General features: G+C 63.1%; 15 protein-coding genes. 11 read left to right on the forward strand and 4 right to left on the reverse strand.

Translation table 11 applies throughout. The features are described from left to right. Positions 1-52: 52 nt before the first annotated feature. The 3 genes from C7A17_RS20205 to C7A17_RS20215 form a co-directional block, all read right to left on the reverse strand. The gene (locus C7A17_RS20205; protein ID WP_106739724.1) at positions 53-1,990 is read right to left on the reverse strand and encodes a MacB family efflux pump subunit; all 1,938 of its coding nucleotides are present in this window, start codon (positions 1,988-1,990) and stop codon (positions 53-55) included. Next, positions 1,987-3,135 (reverse strand): efflux RND transporter periplasmic adaptor subunit, encoded by a 1,149-nt coding sequence (locus C7A17_RS20210; RefSeq protein ID WP_106739727.1) that lies wholly within the window; start codon positions 3,133-3,135, stop codon positions 1,987-1,989. Before C7A17_RS20210 ends, C7A17_RS20205 begins: the two co-directional genes overlap by 4 nt. Before the next feature lie 88 nt (positions 3,136-3,223). Beyond that, entirely contained in the window at positions 3,224-4,234 is a 1,011-nt protein-coding gene (locus C7A17_RS20215) for a FecR family protein (protein ID WP_106739730.1), read from the reverse strand. A 119-nt stretch (positions 4,235-4,353) separates the two neighbouring features. Here C7A17_RS20215 and C7A17_RS20220 point away from each other — a divergent pair, with 119 nt between their 5' ends. The 11 genes from C7A17_RS20220 to C7A17_RS20270 all read left to right on the forward strand — a co-directional run bounded on the left by C7A17_RS20220 (position 4,354) and on the right by C7A17_RS20270 (position 15,125). Next, entirely contained in the window at positions 4,354-4,839 is a 486-nt protein-coding gene (locus tag C7A17_RS20220) for a sigma-70 family RNA polymerase sigma factor (RefSeq protein ID WP_106739732.1), read from the forward strand. Positions 4,840-5,125: 286 nt separating this feature from the next. Continuing rightward, complete coding sequence (locus tag C7A17_RS20225; protein ID WP_106743069.1) at positions 5,126-6,454, forward strand: lysine N(6)-hydroxylase/L-ornithine N(5)-oxygenase family protein; 1,329 nt, start codon at positions 5,126-5,128, stop codon at positions 6,452-6,454. Positions 6,455-6,527: 73 nt separating this feature from the next. Then, positions 6,528-8,804: a bifunctional acylase PvdQ gene (gene pvdQ, locus C7A17_RS20230; RefSeq protein WP_106739734.1), complete on the forward strand. Its 2,277-nt coding sequence runs from the start codon at positions 6,528-6,530 to the stop codon at positions 8,802-8,804. A 211-nt stretch (positions 8,805-9,015) separates the two neighbouring features. Next, entirely contained in the window at positions 9,016-10,218 is a 1,203-nt protein-coding gene (locus tag C7A17_RS20235) for a PepSY-associated TM helix domain-containing protein (RefSeq protein WP_106739737.1), read from the forward strand. Next, positions 10,215-10,754: a thiamine pyrophosphate-binding protein gene (locus tag C7A17_RS20240; protein WP_106739740.1), complete on the forward strand. Its 540-nt coding sequence runs from the start codon at positions 10,215-10,217 to the stop codon at positions 10,752-10,754. The genes C7A17_RS20235 and C7A17_RS20240 overlap by 4 nt, the downstream gene beginning before the upstream one ends. Next, positions 10,751-11,071 (forward strand): hypothetical protein, encoded by a 321-nt coding sequence (locus C7A17_RS20245; RefSeq protein WP_106739742.1) that lies wholly within the window; start codon positions 10,751-10,753, stop codon positions 11,069-11,071. Before C7A17_RS20240 ends, C7A17_RS20245 begins: the two co-directional genes overlap by 4 nt. Then, complete coding sequence (locus C7A17_RS20250; protein ID WP_106739744.1) at positions 11,068-11,634, forward strand: DUF6162 family protein; 567 nt, start codon at positions 11,068-11,070, stop codon at positions 11,632-11,634. The genes C7A17_RS20245 and C7A17_RS20250 overlap by 4 nt, the downstream gene beginning before the upstream one ends. A 14-nt stretch (positions 11,635-11,648) precedes the next feature. Then, on the forward strand, positions 11,649-12,587 hold the full coding sequence (locus C7A17_RS20255; protein WP_106739746.1) for a metal ABC transporter substrate-binding protein: 939 nt from the start codon (positions 11,649-11,651) through the stop codon (positions 12,585-12,587). Then, positions 12,584-13,342, forward strand: a complete 759-nt coding sequence (locus tag C7A17_RS20260; RefSeq protein ID WP_106739748.1) for a metal ABC transporter ATP-binding protein — start codon at positions 12,584-12,586, stop codon at positions 13,340-13,342. The genes C7A17_RS20255 and C7A17_RS20260 overlap by 4 nt, the downstream gene beginning before the upstream one ends. Beyond that, positions 13,339-14,244, forward strand: coding sequence for a metal ABC transporter permease (locus C7A17_RS20265; protein ID WP_106739751.1), 906 nt, complete (start codon positions 13,339-13,341; stop codon positions 14,242-14,244). The genes C7A17_RS20260 and C7A17_RS20265 overlap by 4 nt, the downstream gene beginning before the upstream one ends. Beyond that, entirely contained in the window at positions 14,241-15,125 is an 885-nt protein-coding gene (locus C7A17_RS20270) for a metal ABC transporter substrate-binding protein (RefSeq protein WP_106739753.1), read from the forward strand. The genes C7A17_RS20265 and C7A17_RS20270 overlap by 4 nt, the downstream gene beginning before the upstream one ends. A gap of 53 nt (positions 15,126-15,178) precedes the next feature. On the opposite strand, the gene C7A17_RS20275 is transcribed toward C7A17_RS20270, so the two are convergent. Continuing rightward, positions 15,179-15,646, reverse strand: coding sequence for an Lrp/AsnC family transcriptional regulator (locus tag C7A17_RS20275; RefSeq protein WP_013714912.1), 468 nt, complete (start codon positions 15,644-15,646; stop codon positions 15,179-15,181). Positions 15,647-15,786 lie beyond the last annotated feature (140 nt).

The following is a 15,786-nucleotide window of genomic DNA, read 5'->3' on the forward strand; positions in this document are numbered from 1 at the left end:
GCGGGGTCGCCTAGGCCATGCGCGCCACCTTTTTCGGTGCGCACGGCGCACCCTATTCGCTGCTCAGCGCCTTGACCGGGTCGAGCCTGGCCGCCTGGCGGGCGGGCATGAAGCCGAACAGGATGCCGGTGAGCAGGGCGCAGGTGAAGGCTGCCAGGGTCGCCAGGGGGGAGAACACCAGTTGCATGCCGGCCAGTCGCAGGCCGGCGCCCAACGCCCAGGCCAGGGCAATGCCGGTCAGGCCACCCATCACCGCGAGCAAGGTGGACTCGCTGAGGAACTGGCGCAGGATGTCGCCCTGGCGAGCGCCGGTGGCCATGCGGATACCGATCTCACGGGTGCGCTCGCGCACGCTCATCAGCATGATGTTCATCACGCCGATGCCACCGACCAGCAGCGAGATCGCGGCGATGGCGCCGAGCATCAGCGACAGGCTGTTCTGAGTGTGTGCCTCGGCCTGGATCAGCGCGGCATTGTTGTACAGCTTGTAGTCGCGTACGCCACGGTGCAGGTTCAGCATCAGGTTGTCGATGGCTCGTTCGGTCTCCTTTACGCGGCTTGCATCTGCGGCGGCGATGGTGACGAATTCCGGTTCCTGTTTGCCGAACAGGCGCACGCTGGCGGTGGAGTAGGGGACGATGATCTGCTTGTCGTTGTCCGCGTCGCCGGAGCTGGCGCCCTTGCCGGCGAGAACGCCGATCACCTCGAAGGGGGTGTTGGCGATCAGGATGAACTGACCGATGGGGTTCTCCCCGCGCGGAAAGAGCTGTTCCCGCACGTGCTGGCCGAGCACAGCCACGGCCGCCGCGCGCGCCAGCTCTCCGGCATCGAAGTAGCGCCCCTGGACGGTCGGCCAATTGTAGATGGCGGAGAAATCCAGGCCGTTGCCGTGGATGTAGGCCTCGATATCCAGAGCACCACGCCGAACCAGGGCGTCCTCGCCGTTGACCGGCATGATGCGGGCCACCTGTGGCAACTTGGCGACGGCGGCGACATCGTCCAGGGTGATCACCCCGCGTGGTGCGCGTGGGCTGGGGGAATAGCGACCGAGGTAGATGAGGTTGGAGCCGAAGGCGCTCATCTGCTCGATCACCTGGCGCTTGCTGCCTTCGCCGATGGCCAGCATGACGATCACCGAGGTGACGCCGATGACGATGCCGAGCAAGGTCAGGGCCGTGCGAAAGGGATTGAGTGCCATCACCCGCCAGGCGGCTCGCAGCGACTCCGCCAGCTCCATCGCCCAGGCGGACGACTCCTGCCTGTCGAGCAGCGCCGCTGCCGAATCGCTTTCGCTCGGCGTGCAGGCTCCGCTGTCGCTAACGATCAGGCCGTCACGTACCTCGATCACCCGCTGCGCGCGAGCGGCGACTTCACGATCATGGGTGATCAGAATCACCGTATGGCCCTGGGCCGCCAGCTCGTCGAGCAGGGCCATGACCTGGGCACCGCTGTGGCTGTCGAGGGCGCCGGTGGGCTCGTCGGCGAGGATGATCTGGCCGCCGTTCATCAGCGCGCGGGCGATCGAGACACGTTGCTGCTGGCCGCCGGACAACTGGTTGGGACGGTTGCCACAGCGACTGGCCAGGCCCAGCCGCTCGAGCAGGGCGCTGGCTCGTGCATGGCGCTGTGCGGCGGGCATGCCGGCGTAGATGGCCGGCATTTCGACGTTTTCCAGCGCCGAGGCGGATGGGATCAGGTGATAACCCTGGAATACGAAACCGAAGGCCTCGCGACGCAGGCGCGCCAGGCTGTCGTCATCCAGTTCGCTGACATCGCGGCCGGCGAAGCGATAGTGGCCCGAACTGGGCCGGTCGAGGCAGCCGAGGATGTTCATCAGGGTCGACTTGCCCGAACCAGAAGCGCCGACGATGGCCACGAACTCGCCGGCGTGGATGTCCAGAGAAATGCCATGCAGCACATCCACCCTGGGCGACTGGCCACCGCCGTAGTGCTTGCGTACCTGTTCCAGGCTGATCAGCGGCGTACTCATCCCTCGCCTCCGGGAGCCGGACCCAGCAACAGGCGATCACCCTCGTCGAGTCCGGACAGCACCTGGATCGAGAGGCGGTCGCGAAGACCGGTGCGGATCTCGCGTGTCTGCAGGTCATTACCCTTGTCCACCACTATCACGCTCTTGCCGTCGGCCTGCAGGGCAGCGAGCGGTATGGTCAGGGTGTTCTGGGCCTGGCCGTCGATGAAGAAGATATGGGTGGTCATCTCCGCCATCAGTGTGTTGTCGTCATTGTCCACGTCCAGCAGCACGGTGTAGAGCACCACGCGGCCACCGTTACTGCTCTCGGTCGGGCTACCGCCACCCTGGCTCATCTGCTCCAGCGGTTTGGGCGGTACCGGCAGGATCTGTCTGACCCGCGCTTCCCAGCGTCTTCCTTCACCGCTGAGGGTGGTGAACCAGGCAGGCATGCCTGGGCGAATGCGTCCGATATCGGCTTCGGAAACCTGCGCCCAGACGGTCATCGGCGAGAGCTTGGCGATGCGTAGGATCAGCGGCGTCTGTTGCTGGGCGTTGAGGGTCTGGCCGACGCGTGCATCCAGCGCCACGACGGTGCCGGACATGGGCGCGTAGATGCGCGTATAGCCCAGTTCGGCCTCGTCGCTGCGCAGGGTGGCCTCGGCCTGGCGGATCTGCGCCTGGAACATGGCAATACGTGCCTGGGTCGCCTGCATGCGCGTGGCCGCCACCTGTACGTCTTCGGTGCGGGTCGCCTGGCGCTCGGCCAGCCGCTGCTGGCGGTGGTGCTGTTGCCTGGCCAGTTCGTATTCGGCTCGCTGCTCAGCGAGTTGGGCCTTGAGGTTGTCGATGGAGTAGCGCCCGGCGTCGACCCGTGCCTGCTGGGTGGAGGGATCGATCTCCACCAGCAGTTGGCCTTTTTTCACCTCGTCGCCGACGTCCACATGCAGCTTGAGGATCTGCCCCGACGCCTGCGCCCCGACGTCGACGTAGCGGCGTGGCTGGAGAGTGCCGAGCGCATTGACGCTGCTCTCGATGGCACCACGTTGCACGGTGATTGTGTCGAACGGTGCCGTACCGGCGGGGATGGCTTGCCAGGCACCCAGGGCAAGTAGGCTGACGAGAAGCGGAGTCAGCAGCAAGGGGCGGCGCAGGGGAAAGGGCATGATCGACTCCAGAACAGAACCAGACCTCGGATAGACGATGAGGTCGAGGTTCTGCAGGAGACGAATGGTGGAGCGGGGAATTTAGACGTTACAGCGGAGCGTAGCGGCTTTTTACCAGCAGGCGGCCGTCGCTTGTCCTGCTGATCTGGATCGGCAGCACTCGTGGCAGGGTGTCGACGATGCCGGCGAGTTCGCGGGTGTTGTAGATCCCGCCGATACGCAGGTTGGCGGTGGCGCCGTCGGCCAACTCCAGGGGAGTCTCGAGGTAGCGGTTGATCAGTGGCAGGGCTTGAGCCAGGGACAGGTCGTCGAGAATCAGCTTGCCGTCGCGCCAGGCCAGGGCCGTGCTGGTGTCGCTGGAGCTGATGTACGGCTTGGGATCACCCTGGCGATAACTGGCTTGCAAGCCGGGTGTGATGTTGCTATCGCCGCTTTGCGCGGTGGTGCGTACCCGTACCGAGCCCTCCGTGACTGTCACAACCACGTTGTCCTGAAGCCTGAGTACATTGAAGCGGGTACCGGTCACGGTAATGGTGCTGTCGCCGACCGCCACCACGAAAGGATGATCGCGGTCGTGGTGAACATGGAAGTAGGCTTCGCCTTTGTCGAGATTGACCCTGCGCTGATCGCGATAGTTGCTGAAACTCAGACGCGTATCCAGGTTCAGTTCCAGATCGCTGCCATCGGGCAGGGCTACCTGCAGCAGGTGTTGTTCGGTCTGGTAACGGTGATAGTCGTTGGGCATCCAGCCGAGCATCCAGCCGCCGTAGCCGGCGAGGGGGAGCGCCAGCACAAGAGCGGCAACGGCTTGCAGGACCGGGCGCCGGCGCCTGCGTGTAGGGATCGCGGGGGCAGGTACGGATACGAGAGGAGACGCGCTGACACCGGGCGCCGGGTGCTGGCGCGGCAGGTGCTCGCTGAGCAGCCAGATATCCAGTATTGCCAGGTATTCCTGAGCATGTCGGGGGTCGGCCTGTAGCCACCGCTGGAAGACTTCTCTGTCCTCTTCGCTGCAGTCCTCGGCATTCAGGCGCATGCACCAGTCCGCCGCCTCCTGAAGGAGGCTGTCGTCATCGGCGGGTGAAGGCTGAGTGTTCATGAGGATCTCGGGAAGAAAACATAACTTTAATACTGATGAGAATTATTATAAATTGAGAGGGTTCCATTCTGCCAGCACGGCCTTGGGTATCGGTGGTACGGGGCAGTCGAGGAGTCGTCTTGGAAAACTACTACCGGGAAATCATTTGCTACCTGACGGCTAAGTTAGGGGATCGGCATCTGGCTGCAGATGTTACCCATGACGCCTATTTGCGCGTTCTGGAGCGCCCGAGTCAAGATGATATTACCCAGCCGCGTGCCTTTCTCTATCGCACCGCCCTCAACCTGGTTACCGATGAGCACCGTCGTAACCGCAATCGGCGTGGAGAAGATCTGATCGTGCTGGATGGCGAAGGAGGTGTTCATTCGCCGTCGCCGCAGCATGTGTTGTTGCAAAAGGAACGGCTGACTTTGCTGCAGCGTGCCTTGGCCGAATTGTCCGAGCCCTGCCGGCAGGCCTTCACGCTGCGCAAGCTGGAAGGCATGGGACATGATGAAATTTCCCGGCACCTCGGCATTTCCAAGGGCATGGTGGAAAAGCACATCGTCAATGCCATGAAGCACTGCCGCATCCGTATGCGCCAGTGGGAGTCCGAACTCTCCTGACGGGCCGTTGAAAAACTACCTGCGTTGGCAATACTGCGTTAAAAACGGCCTCGGAATGCTCATGTACAACTCGTACACTCCGCTTGATTCGCTACGCTCACCCTGCGGGTCAGCCTTCGGCTGTTACTCCGCTGCGCTACGTTTCTCGGCCGTTTTTGCCTTGTCTTGCCTGCCTCGCCTACGTTTTTCAACGGCCTGCTAAATTTCCCTTTGCCATCCTCGTTCCATGAGCTGACAGGCTCTTGGCCCTATCGGCCGTATGGGCATCTTCGAGGACACATGGCACATGACCCAGACCATTTCTCCATCCGCGATCCACGACCTCATCGGCGTCGGCTTCGGTCCTTCCAACCTGGCTCTGGCCATCGCCCTGGAAGAGCAGGTGCCAAGACAGGGGGCGGTGGATGCGTTGTTTCTCGACAAGCAGGCGGACTACAGCTGGCATGGCAATACCCTGGTCACCCAGAGTGAGTTGCAGATTTCCTTCCTCAAGGATCTGGTGACCCTGCGCAATCCGACCAGCCCTTATTCCTTCGTCAATTACTTACGCGAGCACGGGCGCCTGGTGGATTTCATCAACCTCGGTACCTTCTATCCTTGCCGCATGGAGTTCAACGACTACCTGCGCTGGGTAGCCGGGCACTTCTCCGATCAGTGCCGTTACGGTGAAGAGGTGCTGGCCGTCGAGCCGCTGCTGCGTCAGGGGCGAGCAGAAAACCTGCTGGTGCGCTCGCGCGACGGCCATGGTCGGGAGCACCAGCGCACGACCCGGGCAGTGGTGGTCAGCGCAGGCGGCACCCCACGCATTCCAACGGTTTTCGCTGGGCTCAAGGGCGATGCCCGCGTGTTCCATCATTCTCAGTACCTCGAACGTATCAGCCAGCAGCCCTGCACCAGCGGGGCGCCGATGCGTGTCGCGATCATTGGCGGCGGCCAGAGCGCGGCCGAGGCCTTCATCGATCTCAACGACAGTTTCCCCTCGGTGCAGGTGGATATGATCCTGCGCGGCTCGGCACTCAAACCGGCCGACGACAGTCCGTTCGTCAACGAAGTGTTCGCTCCCGAATTCACGGATCTGATGTTCAAGCAGGATCACGCCGGACGCGAGCAACTGATCCGCGAGTACCACAACACCAACTACTCGGTGGTGGACATCGATCTGATCGAGCGCATCTACGGCATTTTCTATCGGCAGAAGGTCTCCGGCGTGCAGCGCCACAACTTCCGCAACCTGTGTGCAGTAGAGCGGGCGAGTGTCGAGGAGCAGGGTGTCGGCCTGGCGCTGCGCAACCTGGCCAATGGCGAGATCGTTCAGCATCGCTATGACCTGGTGATTCTGGCAACCGGTTACGAGCGGCAGATGCACCGCCACCTGCTGGAGCCGCTCGCCGAATTCCTCGGCGATTTCCAGGTGGGACGCGACTATCGCCTGCAAACCGATCCGCGTTGTCAGGCGGCGATCTACATGCAGGGCTTCTGTCAGGCCAGTCATGGCCTGAGCGACACCCTGCTGTCGGTATTGCCGGTGCGGGCGGAAGAAATCGCCAGTTCCCTGCACGGTCATCTTGCAGCGGCAATGCCGGCAAGAAATCCGGCCCTGGCTGCGGCTCTCTGACGTTTCTCCACTCATCCGGGGCGCGGCTGGCTCGCTCAGTCGCGCCCGCTTGCATTCGAGAGAGCGCAACCCCATGCGTGCACCCCGTTTCCTTCCATGCCTGGCCGGCGCGTTGCTATGCCTGGCACTGACATCCTGTGCGCGGAGCGTTACGACGCCACAGCCGGCCCAGCAGGCCGATATCCGCTGGACATCCCATGGTATACCGCACATCACTGCGCGAGATGAGCGCAGCCTGGGCTATGGCATCGGCTATGCCTATGCCCGTGACAACGCCTGTCTGCTGGCTGACGAGATCGTCACCGTGCGTGGTGAGCGTGCGCGTTATTTCGGCGCGCAGGGGCAGTCTTCCGCGCAGCTGGACAACCTGACCTCGGACTTCTTCTTTACCTGGCTCAATGATGCGCAGTCCTTGCGGGCTTTTCATGATGCCCAGCCAGAGGCCATCCGCCAGCGCCTGGAGGGTTATGCTGCGGGCTTCAACCGCTTCCTGCGCGAAGCTGACGGGCAAACCGTCAGTTGTCTGGGCGAGCCCTGGTTGCGCGTCATCGAGGTCGACGACCTGCTGCGTCTGACTCGTCGCCTGCTGGTCGAGGGGGGGCTTGGGCAGTTCGCCGAGGCTCTGATGAACGCTGCGCCGCCTGGCCAGGCTGCCCTCGCTGCGGATGCAGCGTCTCTGGCCAGGGCCGGCGAACGACGTGAGCGTCTGCGTTTCGACAAGGGCAGCAATGCGGTGGCTGTGGGACGTCAGCGCAGCCAGGACGGCAAAGGCATGTTGCTGGCCAATCCGCACTTTCCCTGGTTCGGCGGACTGCGTTTCTACCAGATGCACCTGACCATCCCCGGTCAGTTGGACGTCATGGGCGCAGCCTTGCCCGGGCTGCCGGTGATCAATATCGGCTTCAATCGTCACCTGGCCTGGACTCATACGGTGGATACCTCCAGCCACTTCACCCTCTATCGCCTGCAACTCGATCCGCAGAATCCACTGCATTACCTGCTCGACGGGCAGTCCCGGCCGTTGCGCAAGAAAACCCTGAGCATTCAGGTGCGGGACGAGGCTGGGGCATTGTCGAGCCTGACACGCGATATTTATGAGTCCAGCCACGGGCCGCTGCTCAACTGGCCTGGAATGCTCGACTGGGACGGCAAGCAGGCCTATGCGCTGCGTGATGCCAATTTGGATAACACGCGGGTGCTGCAGCAGTGGTACGAGATCGATCAGGCCGCCGACGTGGCCGGGGTGCGCCGTGCTGTCGAGCGTCTGCAGGGTATCCCCTGGGTCAACACCCTGGCGGCGGACGAGCAGGGCGAGGCGTTGTACATGAACCAGTCGGTGGTGCCTTACCTGACGGGCGAGCAGTTGCAGGGTTGCGTAATAGCCGAATTGGCGGAGCGGGGTTTGCCTGCGTTACGGGGCGATGTGGCCGACTGCGAGTGGCGGGTCGACCCTCGTGCTGCCCAACCAGGCATCACGCCAGCCGAGGAGCTGCCGGTACTGGTGCGTGAGGACTACGTGCAGAACTCCAATGACAGTGCCTGGCTCACCAACCCGAGCGTACCCTTGCAAGGCTATTCGCCTCTGGTCAGTCGCGAGGGGCGGCCGCTGGGTTTGCGCGCCCGTTTTGCCCTTCAGCGCTTGCAGGGGCGTCAATCGCTGACGGCGGATGATCTGGTGCATATGGTCAAGGACAACCGGGTCTACCTGTTCGACCTGCTGCGCGACGACCTGGCCGCGCTGTGCGCGTCAGAGCGGGGCGAGGTGGTGGAGCAGGCCTGTGCGACGCTGGCGGGCTGGGATGGCGCAGCCAATGTCGACAGTGGAATAGGCATGCTGCTGTTCCAGCATTTCGCTGCTCGCTTCCTGGCTCTGGACGATGCCTGGCGGGTGCCGTTCGACCCGGCTGCGCCGCTGAGTACACCGCGCGGGTTCGATCCGAATGATCCGCGAATGCGCGATGCGCTGCGTGAGGCCGCTCGTGAAGTCGCGGCGTTGGGTGTCGATGAAGATCGTGGCTGGGGCGCTGTTCAGGTCAGCAGTCGTGGCCAAGAGCGCCTGGCCGTGCCGGGTGGTGATGGTGAGCTGGGTATTTACAACGCCATCCAGAGTCATCCGGTCGACGGGCATCTGGAGGTGGTGGGTGGCAGCAGTTATATGCAGATGGTGACCTTCACCGAGCAGGGGCCCATGGCCAGAGGGTTGCTGGCGTTTTCTCAGTCTGCAGACCCGGCATCTCCCCATCACGCCGATCAGACGCGCTTGTTCTCGAAGCAGGATTGGCTGCTGCTGCCGTACCGCGATGAGCAGATCGATGCTGATCTCAGGCAGCGCTTGCTGATCCAGGAGTAGGTGCATGAAAGCATGCAGGCCGGGTGCCATTGCCAGGCCTGCATCTTGGCCTGGTTGTGCATGACCGGGCGCGGCATTGGTGCTGAATAAAAATTTTTTACATCTGCACCTGCAGGTTTTTCCCATCTCATCCGTCTTACTTAGATGAATACGCAATTTGCGCCTCATGCACCCTGCCGCCGTCCGCGTGGCACCCACTCCTGGTTTGCTGATGTCCAAGAAGTCCCGTTCCAGAATCTGGTTCCTCGTCCATAGCTGGCTGGCCATGCCGGTCTGGTTTTTCCTGCTGATCATCTGCGTGACCGGCACCCTGGCCACGGTCAGCCAGGAAATCGTCTGGTTGGCCAACCCGGATGTGCGTGCCAGTAAACCCTCCGATGACGCGCAGCGCCTCAGCTATGGCCAGGTACTGGACGCCATCAACCGTGCCGAGCCGGAAACCATCGTGCAGTGGATCAGCCGGCCGCAGGAAGATCATTTCGCGCTCACTGCCCGGGTCAGTTATCCGGACGGCACTTCACCGACTCTCTACGTCAATCCCTACTCTGGTGCCATTCAGGGCGTCAGCCCGCAGTTCGATTTCCGCCAGTTCACCCGTGCCTTGCACGGATGGTGGCTGGTGCCGTTCACCAACGGCTTCAGTTGGGGCTGGTACCTGGTATCGCTGATGGGACTGCCGATGCTGGCGTCTCTGATTACCGGTCTGGTGGTCTACAAGAAGTTCTGGAGAGGTTTCTTCAAGCCAACCCTGCGTTTCAACCAGGGCGCACGCATCTTCTGGGGGGATTTCCACCGACTGTCCGGCATCTGGTCGATCTGGTTCATCGCCGTCATCTCCATCACAGGTGTGTGGTTCCTGATCCAGGCGTTGCTTTCCGATAACCACATCTCCATTTCCACCGAAGGCATACCACCCGTGGTGGCGCGCGACGAGGTGCCTCTGTTCGAGCCGGGCGCCAGTGTGCCGCGTATCGACGTCGATCAGGCCATCGAGATAGCCGGCGCCAGCATTCCCGGGTTGGAGGCCAGCTTCATCGGCTTGCCGGGCAATGCCTACAGCCACATTTCCGTCTGGGGGCGCGGCTGGTACCCGTTGATGTTCCAGAATGCCTCGATCAACCCCTATAACGGCAATGTCGATCAAACCCGCCTGCTGTCGGATCGTTCCGCCCTGGAGTTCGTCACCGAGTCGATGCGCCCTTTGCACACCGGCGACTTCGGCGGGCTGTGGCTCAAGCTGGTGTGGTTCGTCTTCGGCCTGCTGCTGAGCATGATGGTGCTCAGTGGTCTGCTGATCTGGAGCAAGCGCACCGTGCAGGCCACCGCTGCTCTGGCCAAGCGCAAGCCGCGTGCGGCTCGCGAGCCTAGACCGGTGCCGATCCGCCTCGATGAAGTCACGGAGGGGCAGCCATGAGCAAGGCCTCGACCATGCCAACCACCACGCTGGGCCGTTTCTGGCACAAATGGCGGTTCCACCTGAACATCCTGCTGGTGATCATCCCGCTGGCCTTCATGCCCAAGTATTTCCACCAGGTCGCACTGTTTCGTGGCGATAGCGGCCTGGGCGAGCGGGAGGCGGGCGAGGTGCAGGTTGGCCCCTGGAGCCTGCGCCTGGCCGAGCTGTTCGAAGAGCCGCCGCGCCTGGAAGGGCCTGCCGGTTACATGAAGAGTTTCAACGCGGCGCTGTGTTCGGCCTGCATCGACGAGGTCAAGGCCACTTACCTGCGTATTGGCAAGCCGCGCAGCCTGCGTGCCGCCGGCGCGATCTTCTTCGGCAGCCCTTATCGCATGGGCGCTAGCGTACCGATCCCGCCGCGTACCAAGGCCGACGCCGAACTCTGGATCACCATGGAGGGTTGGGACGGTTCGATGCATCAGGCATCCATCCCGCTCGCCCAGGCCTCGCCCGCGACCCTCACCTGGCTCAATCGACAAGGAGGCAAGCCATGAACAACCTGTATCGACTGTCGCTGCTGATCGGCGCCAGCACCCTGTGCTCAGTGGCCATGGCCCATAACCCGATCTGTGAATGCGAACCTCACGGCGAGGATGAAATCCTCTGTGTCGGTGGTTTCTCCGATGGCAGCGGCGCGCCCGGCGTGACCCTCGATGTGATTGGCTACGACGAGGAAATCCTCGTGGCCGGCAAGCTCGACGGCGACTCGCGCTTGAGCTTCAAGCGCCCGGACGGTGAGTTCTACGTGCTGTTCGACGCAGGCCCCGGCCATGTGGTGGAGATCGATCACGCGGATATCGAAGCCCCATGAGCGTTCAGGTGATACGTCCCGCCGGCGCAGGGCATGAAACGCTGTATGTGTTCCTGGTCGCCTTGGCCATCGTGCTGCTGGCAGGTGCGGTGGTGATGTGGCGAGCCGAGCCCGAGCAGAGCGTCGCGATAGCCGCCGACCAGTTCGACGCGCGTCGTGACCTGAACGCCGCCGAGCAGGGAATCCACACCGATCTGCTGGTGGCCCTCGACGAGATTCATCTGTACCAGGAAGAGGAACAGGCGCTGCCCGAACCGCAGTTCCTGGCAGAAGAGGGCTTCCCTCCCTTCATCGCTGATGCCAGCGCCGCCAATCGTGGTAGCCATGCCTGGCAGCTACTGCAGACCGACGCCCATGCCGCCTACTTCGGTCGTAGCACAGCCGAGGCAGTGGCAGGTTCCTTCCTGCTGCGCCTCGACGGTGACAACACCAGCGTCTGGCTCAACCGCGTCGCCCTGACCGAGGCTCCGAAGGATCTGCGCGACCAGGCGCTGACTGATGACGGCTGGCGCCAGGTTGCCAGCCAGTTCGATGCCGGCGTTACCCGGCAACACCGCCACTGACTCTGGATTTGCTCATGTCGACCCTTCATCGCTCCCCATTGCGCCGCCGCCTGCTGGCAGCCGTTCTCATCTGTCTTGGCGCCGCAGTGCTGCCAGGCCTGGTCAATGCCGCCGAGGGCAAGCGCCTGCGCATCGGCATTACCCTGCATCCCTATTACAGCTACGTCAGCAACATCGTCGGCGACAAGGCCGAAGTGGTGCCGCTGATTCCCGCCGGCTTCAATCCGCATGCCTACGAGCCGCGTGCCGAGGACATCAAACGCATTGGTGGCCTGGATGTGGTGGTGCTCAATGGCGTGGGCCACGACGACTTCGCCGAACGCATGATCGCCGCCAGTGAGAAACCGGATGTGGCGTTGATCGAGGCCAATGCCGGCGTGCCCTTGCTCGCGGCTACCGGCCAGGCGGCGCGCGGGGCGGGCAAGGTGGTCAACCCGCACACCTTCCTGTCGATCAGCGCGTCCATCGCCCAGGTCAATACCATTGCCCGGGAACTGGGCAAGCTCGATCCGGATAACGCCAAAGCCTATCGGCAGAACGCGCGCGCCTACGGTAAGCGCCTGCGCACGCTGCGTGCCCAGGCGCTGGGGCAATTGAGCCAGGAGCGGGGGGCCGAGTTGCGTGTGGCGACCATCCATGGCGCCTACGACTACCTGCTGCGTGAGTTCGGCCTGGAAGTGACGGCGGTGGTCGAGCCTGCGCACGGTATCGAGCCGAGTCCGAGCCAGTTGAAGAAGACCATCGATCAGCTCAAGGAGCTGGACGTGCAGGTGATCTTCTCGGAGATGGATTTCCCTTCGACCTACGTCGAGACCATCCAGCGTGAGTCCGGGGTTCACCTGTATCCGCTCACGCATATTTCCTACGGCGAGTACACCCCGCGCAAGTACGAGGAGGAGATGACCCGTAACCTCGATACCGTGGTGCGGGCGATCCAGGAGAACGGTGCATGACCGCCGTCGAAACCTTGCCCGTCACGGCGGTCGCCGGTCCCTCCATCGACTTCGCCGATGTCAGTCTCGAACTCGGCCGTACGCGTATTCTTGAGCGAATCTCCTTTCAGGTACGTGCCGGTAGCGTGCATGCACTGGTCGGCCCCAACGGCGGCGGCAAGAGTTCGCTGATCAAGACCCTGCTTGGGCAGATGCCACACCGTGGTGAGCTGAGCCTCGACTGGCCGGATGCGCCAGGCGTCATCGGCTACGTGCCTCAGGCATTGGAGTTCGATCGTGGTCTGCCGATGACGGTGGACGATTTCATGGCCGCCATGTGCCAGGTACGGCCGGCCTTTCTTGGCCTGTCACGGCGCCATGCCCCGGCCATCGAAGAGGCGCTGGCACGCGTGGGCATGCTGGACAAGCGCAAGCGGCGTATGGGCGCATTGTCCGGCGGCGAGCGCCAGCGCGTGTTGCTGGCTCAGGGTTTGGTGCCGGCAGCGCAACTGTTGATTCTCGATGAGCCCATGGCCGCCCTGGATGAGCCCGGCATGCAGGTGTTCGAACGATTGCTGAACGACTGGCGTCGGGCGGGTGTGACCGTGCTCTGGGTGGAGCACGACCTGCAGGCGGTCGGGCGTCTGGCCGATCGCGTCACCGGCCTGAATCGCCGCGTGCTGTTCGACGACGCGCCGCAGGTAGCGCTGCAGCCGGAGAGGTTGCTGCAACTGTTCTCCAGTCAGTCACAGGCTGGCGGGGAGGGAGGCGTATGAGCACGTTCTTCGAGCAACTGCGCCTGCTGATTCAGGGCTGGGCCGGTGCCGGTTATCTGCCCGAGGCATTGGCCTACGGTTTCGTGGTCAATGCCCTGTTCGCCGGCTTGCTGATCGGCCCGGTGCTGGGCGGCCTCGGTACCCTGGTAGTGGTCAAGCGATTTGCCTTCTTCTCCGAGGCGGTTGGCCACGCGGCACTGACGGGTGTCGCCATCGGCATCCTGCTCGGTGAGCCTTACACGGGCCCCTACGGCAGCCTGTTCGGATACTGCCTGCTGTTCGGTCTGCTGCTCAACTACCTGCGCAACCGTACGGGATTGTCGCCGGACACCCTGATCGGCGTGTTCCTTTCCGTATCGCTGGCAGTGGGCGCCAGCCTGCTGCTGGTGCTGGCCGGGCGTATCAATATCCATATCCTGGAGAACGTACTGTTCGGCTCGGTGCTGACGGTCAACGCCCAGGATCTCGCGGTGCTGACCCTGGTCTCGCTGCTGGTGATGGCCCTGACCATTCCGATGTACAACCGCTTTATGCTCGCCAGCTTCAACCCGCAACTGGCCAGCGTGCGCGGCGTTGCGGTGGGGCCCTTGGACTACCTGTTCGTCATGCTGGTGGCGCTGGTTACGGTGGCGGCGGTGAAGGTCATCGGCGCCATCCTGGTCGGGGCGCTGCTGGTGATCCCGGCTGCCGCCGCGCGGCTGCTCAGTCAGTCGTTGAAAGGCTTCTTCTGGCTGTCGGTACTGATCGCCACCTTCTGTACGCTGATCGGCATCTTCCTGCCCATCGCTCTGGAGCTGCCGGTGCCGTCCGGTGCTTCGATCATCATCATGGCTGGCATCGTCTTCGCTGGCGCCGCTATCGCCCGCAGCCTGCTGCCGAGTCTCAAAGGGAATCTGGGATGAACAAAGTATTCGTCAATCTCGCCGCTGCCATCGGCGCGTTGCTCGTTGCCTCGATGACGGTGGCGGCTGAGCCCGTGCGGGTGCTCGCCAGCCTGCCGATCACCCATGGTCTCGGCTCCATTCTCCTGCAAGGTACGCAGGCGCAGCTCGTACGAGCGGCGCCTGCCAATCTGCCGGCCAGCCGCCAGGTGTCGTTCTTCACGGGGCGAGGGGCAGGTGCTCTGGAAAAGGCCGCGCGTGATGCCGACGCGGTGATCGCACTGCGTTCATTGTGGCCGGACGATCCGCTTTATCCATTGGCACGCCGCAGCAACATTCGCATCGTCGAGGTGGATGGTGCACGGCCCGTGGATGGTGCGTTGCCCGGCATCGCATTGCGCCCGGACGGTGGCAATGCCCTGGCTGAGCAGCCCTGGCTGAGCATCAACAACCTCGGCCGGATGGCTGATGTCATCGCTGCCGATCTGGTGCGCCTGAGCCCGAATGATGCCGAGCTGATCGCGAGCAATCTGGCGGCGATCAAGCAGCGTCTGCTGACGCTGAGCGCGGACAGCGAAAACCGTCTGGCCGAATTGGACAACCTTGCTGTTGCCAGCCTGTCGCCTGATTTTGCTTACCTGACCACCAGCCTCAATCTGGACGTGGTGGAGTTGCCGGCCTTGGCTGGTGGCGGGAAGGCCTTGCTCGAGCAGCTCAAGACGACGCTGGAGGACAACGATGTGCGCCTGGTGCTGAGCGACCGCAAGGCGGACGAGGCCCTGGCCAGCGCCATCGAGGCGGCTGGTGCACGGTTGCTGGTGATCGACGGGCAGTTCGACGATCCGGTGACGGCTCTGGCGGGCATCATCGAACAAGTGATCGAAGGCCTCTCTCAGGAGTAGAGCCGACGCTTCAGAACCCCGCGGCGCCGCGCAGGTGCCGCGTGTAAATCCATTCAATCCAGCGGCAGCTCGGTGGTGCGTTTGACCTCGCTCATGGCGATATGCGAGTGCGCCTCGTGCACGTGCGGGCGCTGCAGCAGGTGGTCACGCAGGAAGCGCTCGTAATCGGCGATGTCCTTGGCCACCACCTTGAGCAGGTAATCCGAGCCGCCGGCCATGCTGTAGCACTCCAGCACCTGCGGGTAGCCGACCACGGCTTGCTCGAACTCGTCCAGATTGCCGCGACCGTGGGCCGACAGCTTGATGTCGACGAACACCGTGATGCCGAAGCCCAGGCGCTTGTGATTGAGCAGGGCGACCTTGCGTTCGATCAGTCCCTCTTCCTGCATGCGGTTGATCCGCCGCCAGCATGGGGACTGCGACAGTTCGACCTTTTCCGCCACCTCGGCGGCCGAGAGGTCGGCGTTGTGTTGCAGCAGGCGGAGAATCCGGCGGTCGATGGGGCTGAGCTTGTCCTGCATGATTTTTTCCAATTTATTGTGATTGTTGGAAGGATCATGCGAAGTATCGCCTTCGCTACTCGAAAATAGAAAGAAAAAAGCGTAACCCTCCAGTCATGATTTAGGCAAATCCGTCGCAGTGATCCTGCGGCAGGACTCAA

The sequence above is a fragment of the Pseudomonas mendocina genome (assembly GCF_003008615.1).
GTDB classification, from domain to species: Bacteria; Pseudomonadota; Gammaproteobacteria; order Pseudomonadales; family Pseudomonadaceae; genus Aquipseudomonas; species Aquipseudomonas mendocina_C.

What these genes read in the sequence shown, in the direction of transcription:
- C7A17_RS20205 (WP_106739724.1), bottom strand. Translation starts at nt 1,990, where the DNA reads ATGAGTACGCCGCTGATCAGCCTGGAACAGGTACGCAAGCACTACGGC.
- C7A17_RS20210 (WP_106739727.1), bottom strand. Translation starts at nt 3,135, where the DNA reads ATGCCCTTTCCCCTGCGCCGCCCCTTGCTGCTGACTCCGCTTCTCGTC.
- C7A17_RS20215 (WP_106739730.1), bottom strand. Translation starts at nt 4,234, where the DNA reads ATGAACACTCAGCCTTCACCCGCCGATGACGACAGCCTCCTTCAGGAG.
- C7A17_RS20225 (WP_106743069.1), top strand. Translation starts at nt 5,126, where the DNA reads ATGACCCAGACCATTTCTCCATCCGCGATCCACGACCTCATCGGCGTC.
- pvdQ (WP_106739734.1), top strand. Translation starts at nt 6,528, where the DNA reads ATGCGTGCACCCCGTTTCCTTCCATGCCTGGCCGGCGCGTTGCTATGC.
- C7A17_RS20235 (WP_106739737.1), top strand. Translation starts at nt 9,016, where the DNA reads ATGTCCAAGAAGTCCCGTTCCAGAATCTGGTTCCTCGTCCATAGCTGG.
- C7A17_RS20240 (WP_106739740.1), top strand. Translation starts at nt 10,215, where the DNA reads ATGAGCAAGGCCTCGACCATGCCAACCACCACGCTGGGCCGTTTCTGG.
- C7A17_RS20245 (WP_106739742.1), top strand. Translation starts at nt 10,751, where the DNA reads ATGAACAACCTGTATCGACTGTCGCTGCTGATCGGCGCCAGCACCCTG.
- C7A17_RS20250 (WP_106739744.1), top strand. Translation starts at nt 11,068, where the DNA reads ATGAGCGTTCAGGTGATACGTCCCGCCGGCGCAGGGCATGAAACGCTG.
- C7A17_RS20255 (WP_106739746.1), top strand. Translation starts at nt 11,649, where the DNA reads ATGTCGACCCTTCATCGCTCCCCATTGCGCCGCCGCCTGCTGGCAGCC.
- C7A17_RS20260 (WP_106739748.1), top strand. Translation starts at nt 12,584, where the DNA reads ATGACCGCCGTCGAAACCTTGCCCGTCACGGCGGTCGCCGGTCCCTCC.
- C7A17_RS20265 (WP_106739751.1), top strand. Translation starts at nt 13,339, where the DNA reads ATGAGCACGTTCTTCGAGCAACTGCGCCTGCTGATTCAGGGCTGGGCC.
- C7A17_RS20270 (WP_106739753.1), top strand. Translation starts at nt 14,241, where the DNA reads ATGAACAAAGTATTCGTCAATCTCGCCGCTGCCATCGGCGCGTTGCTC.
- C7A17_RS20275 (WP_013714912.1), bottom strand. Translation starts at nt 15,646, where the DNA reads ATGCAGGACAAGCTCAGCCCCATCGACCGCCGGATTCTCCGCCTGCTG.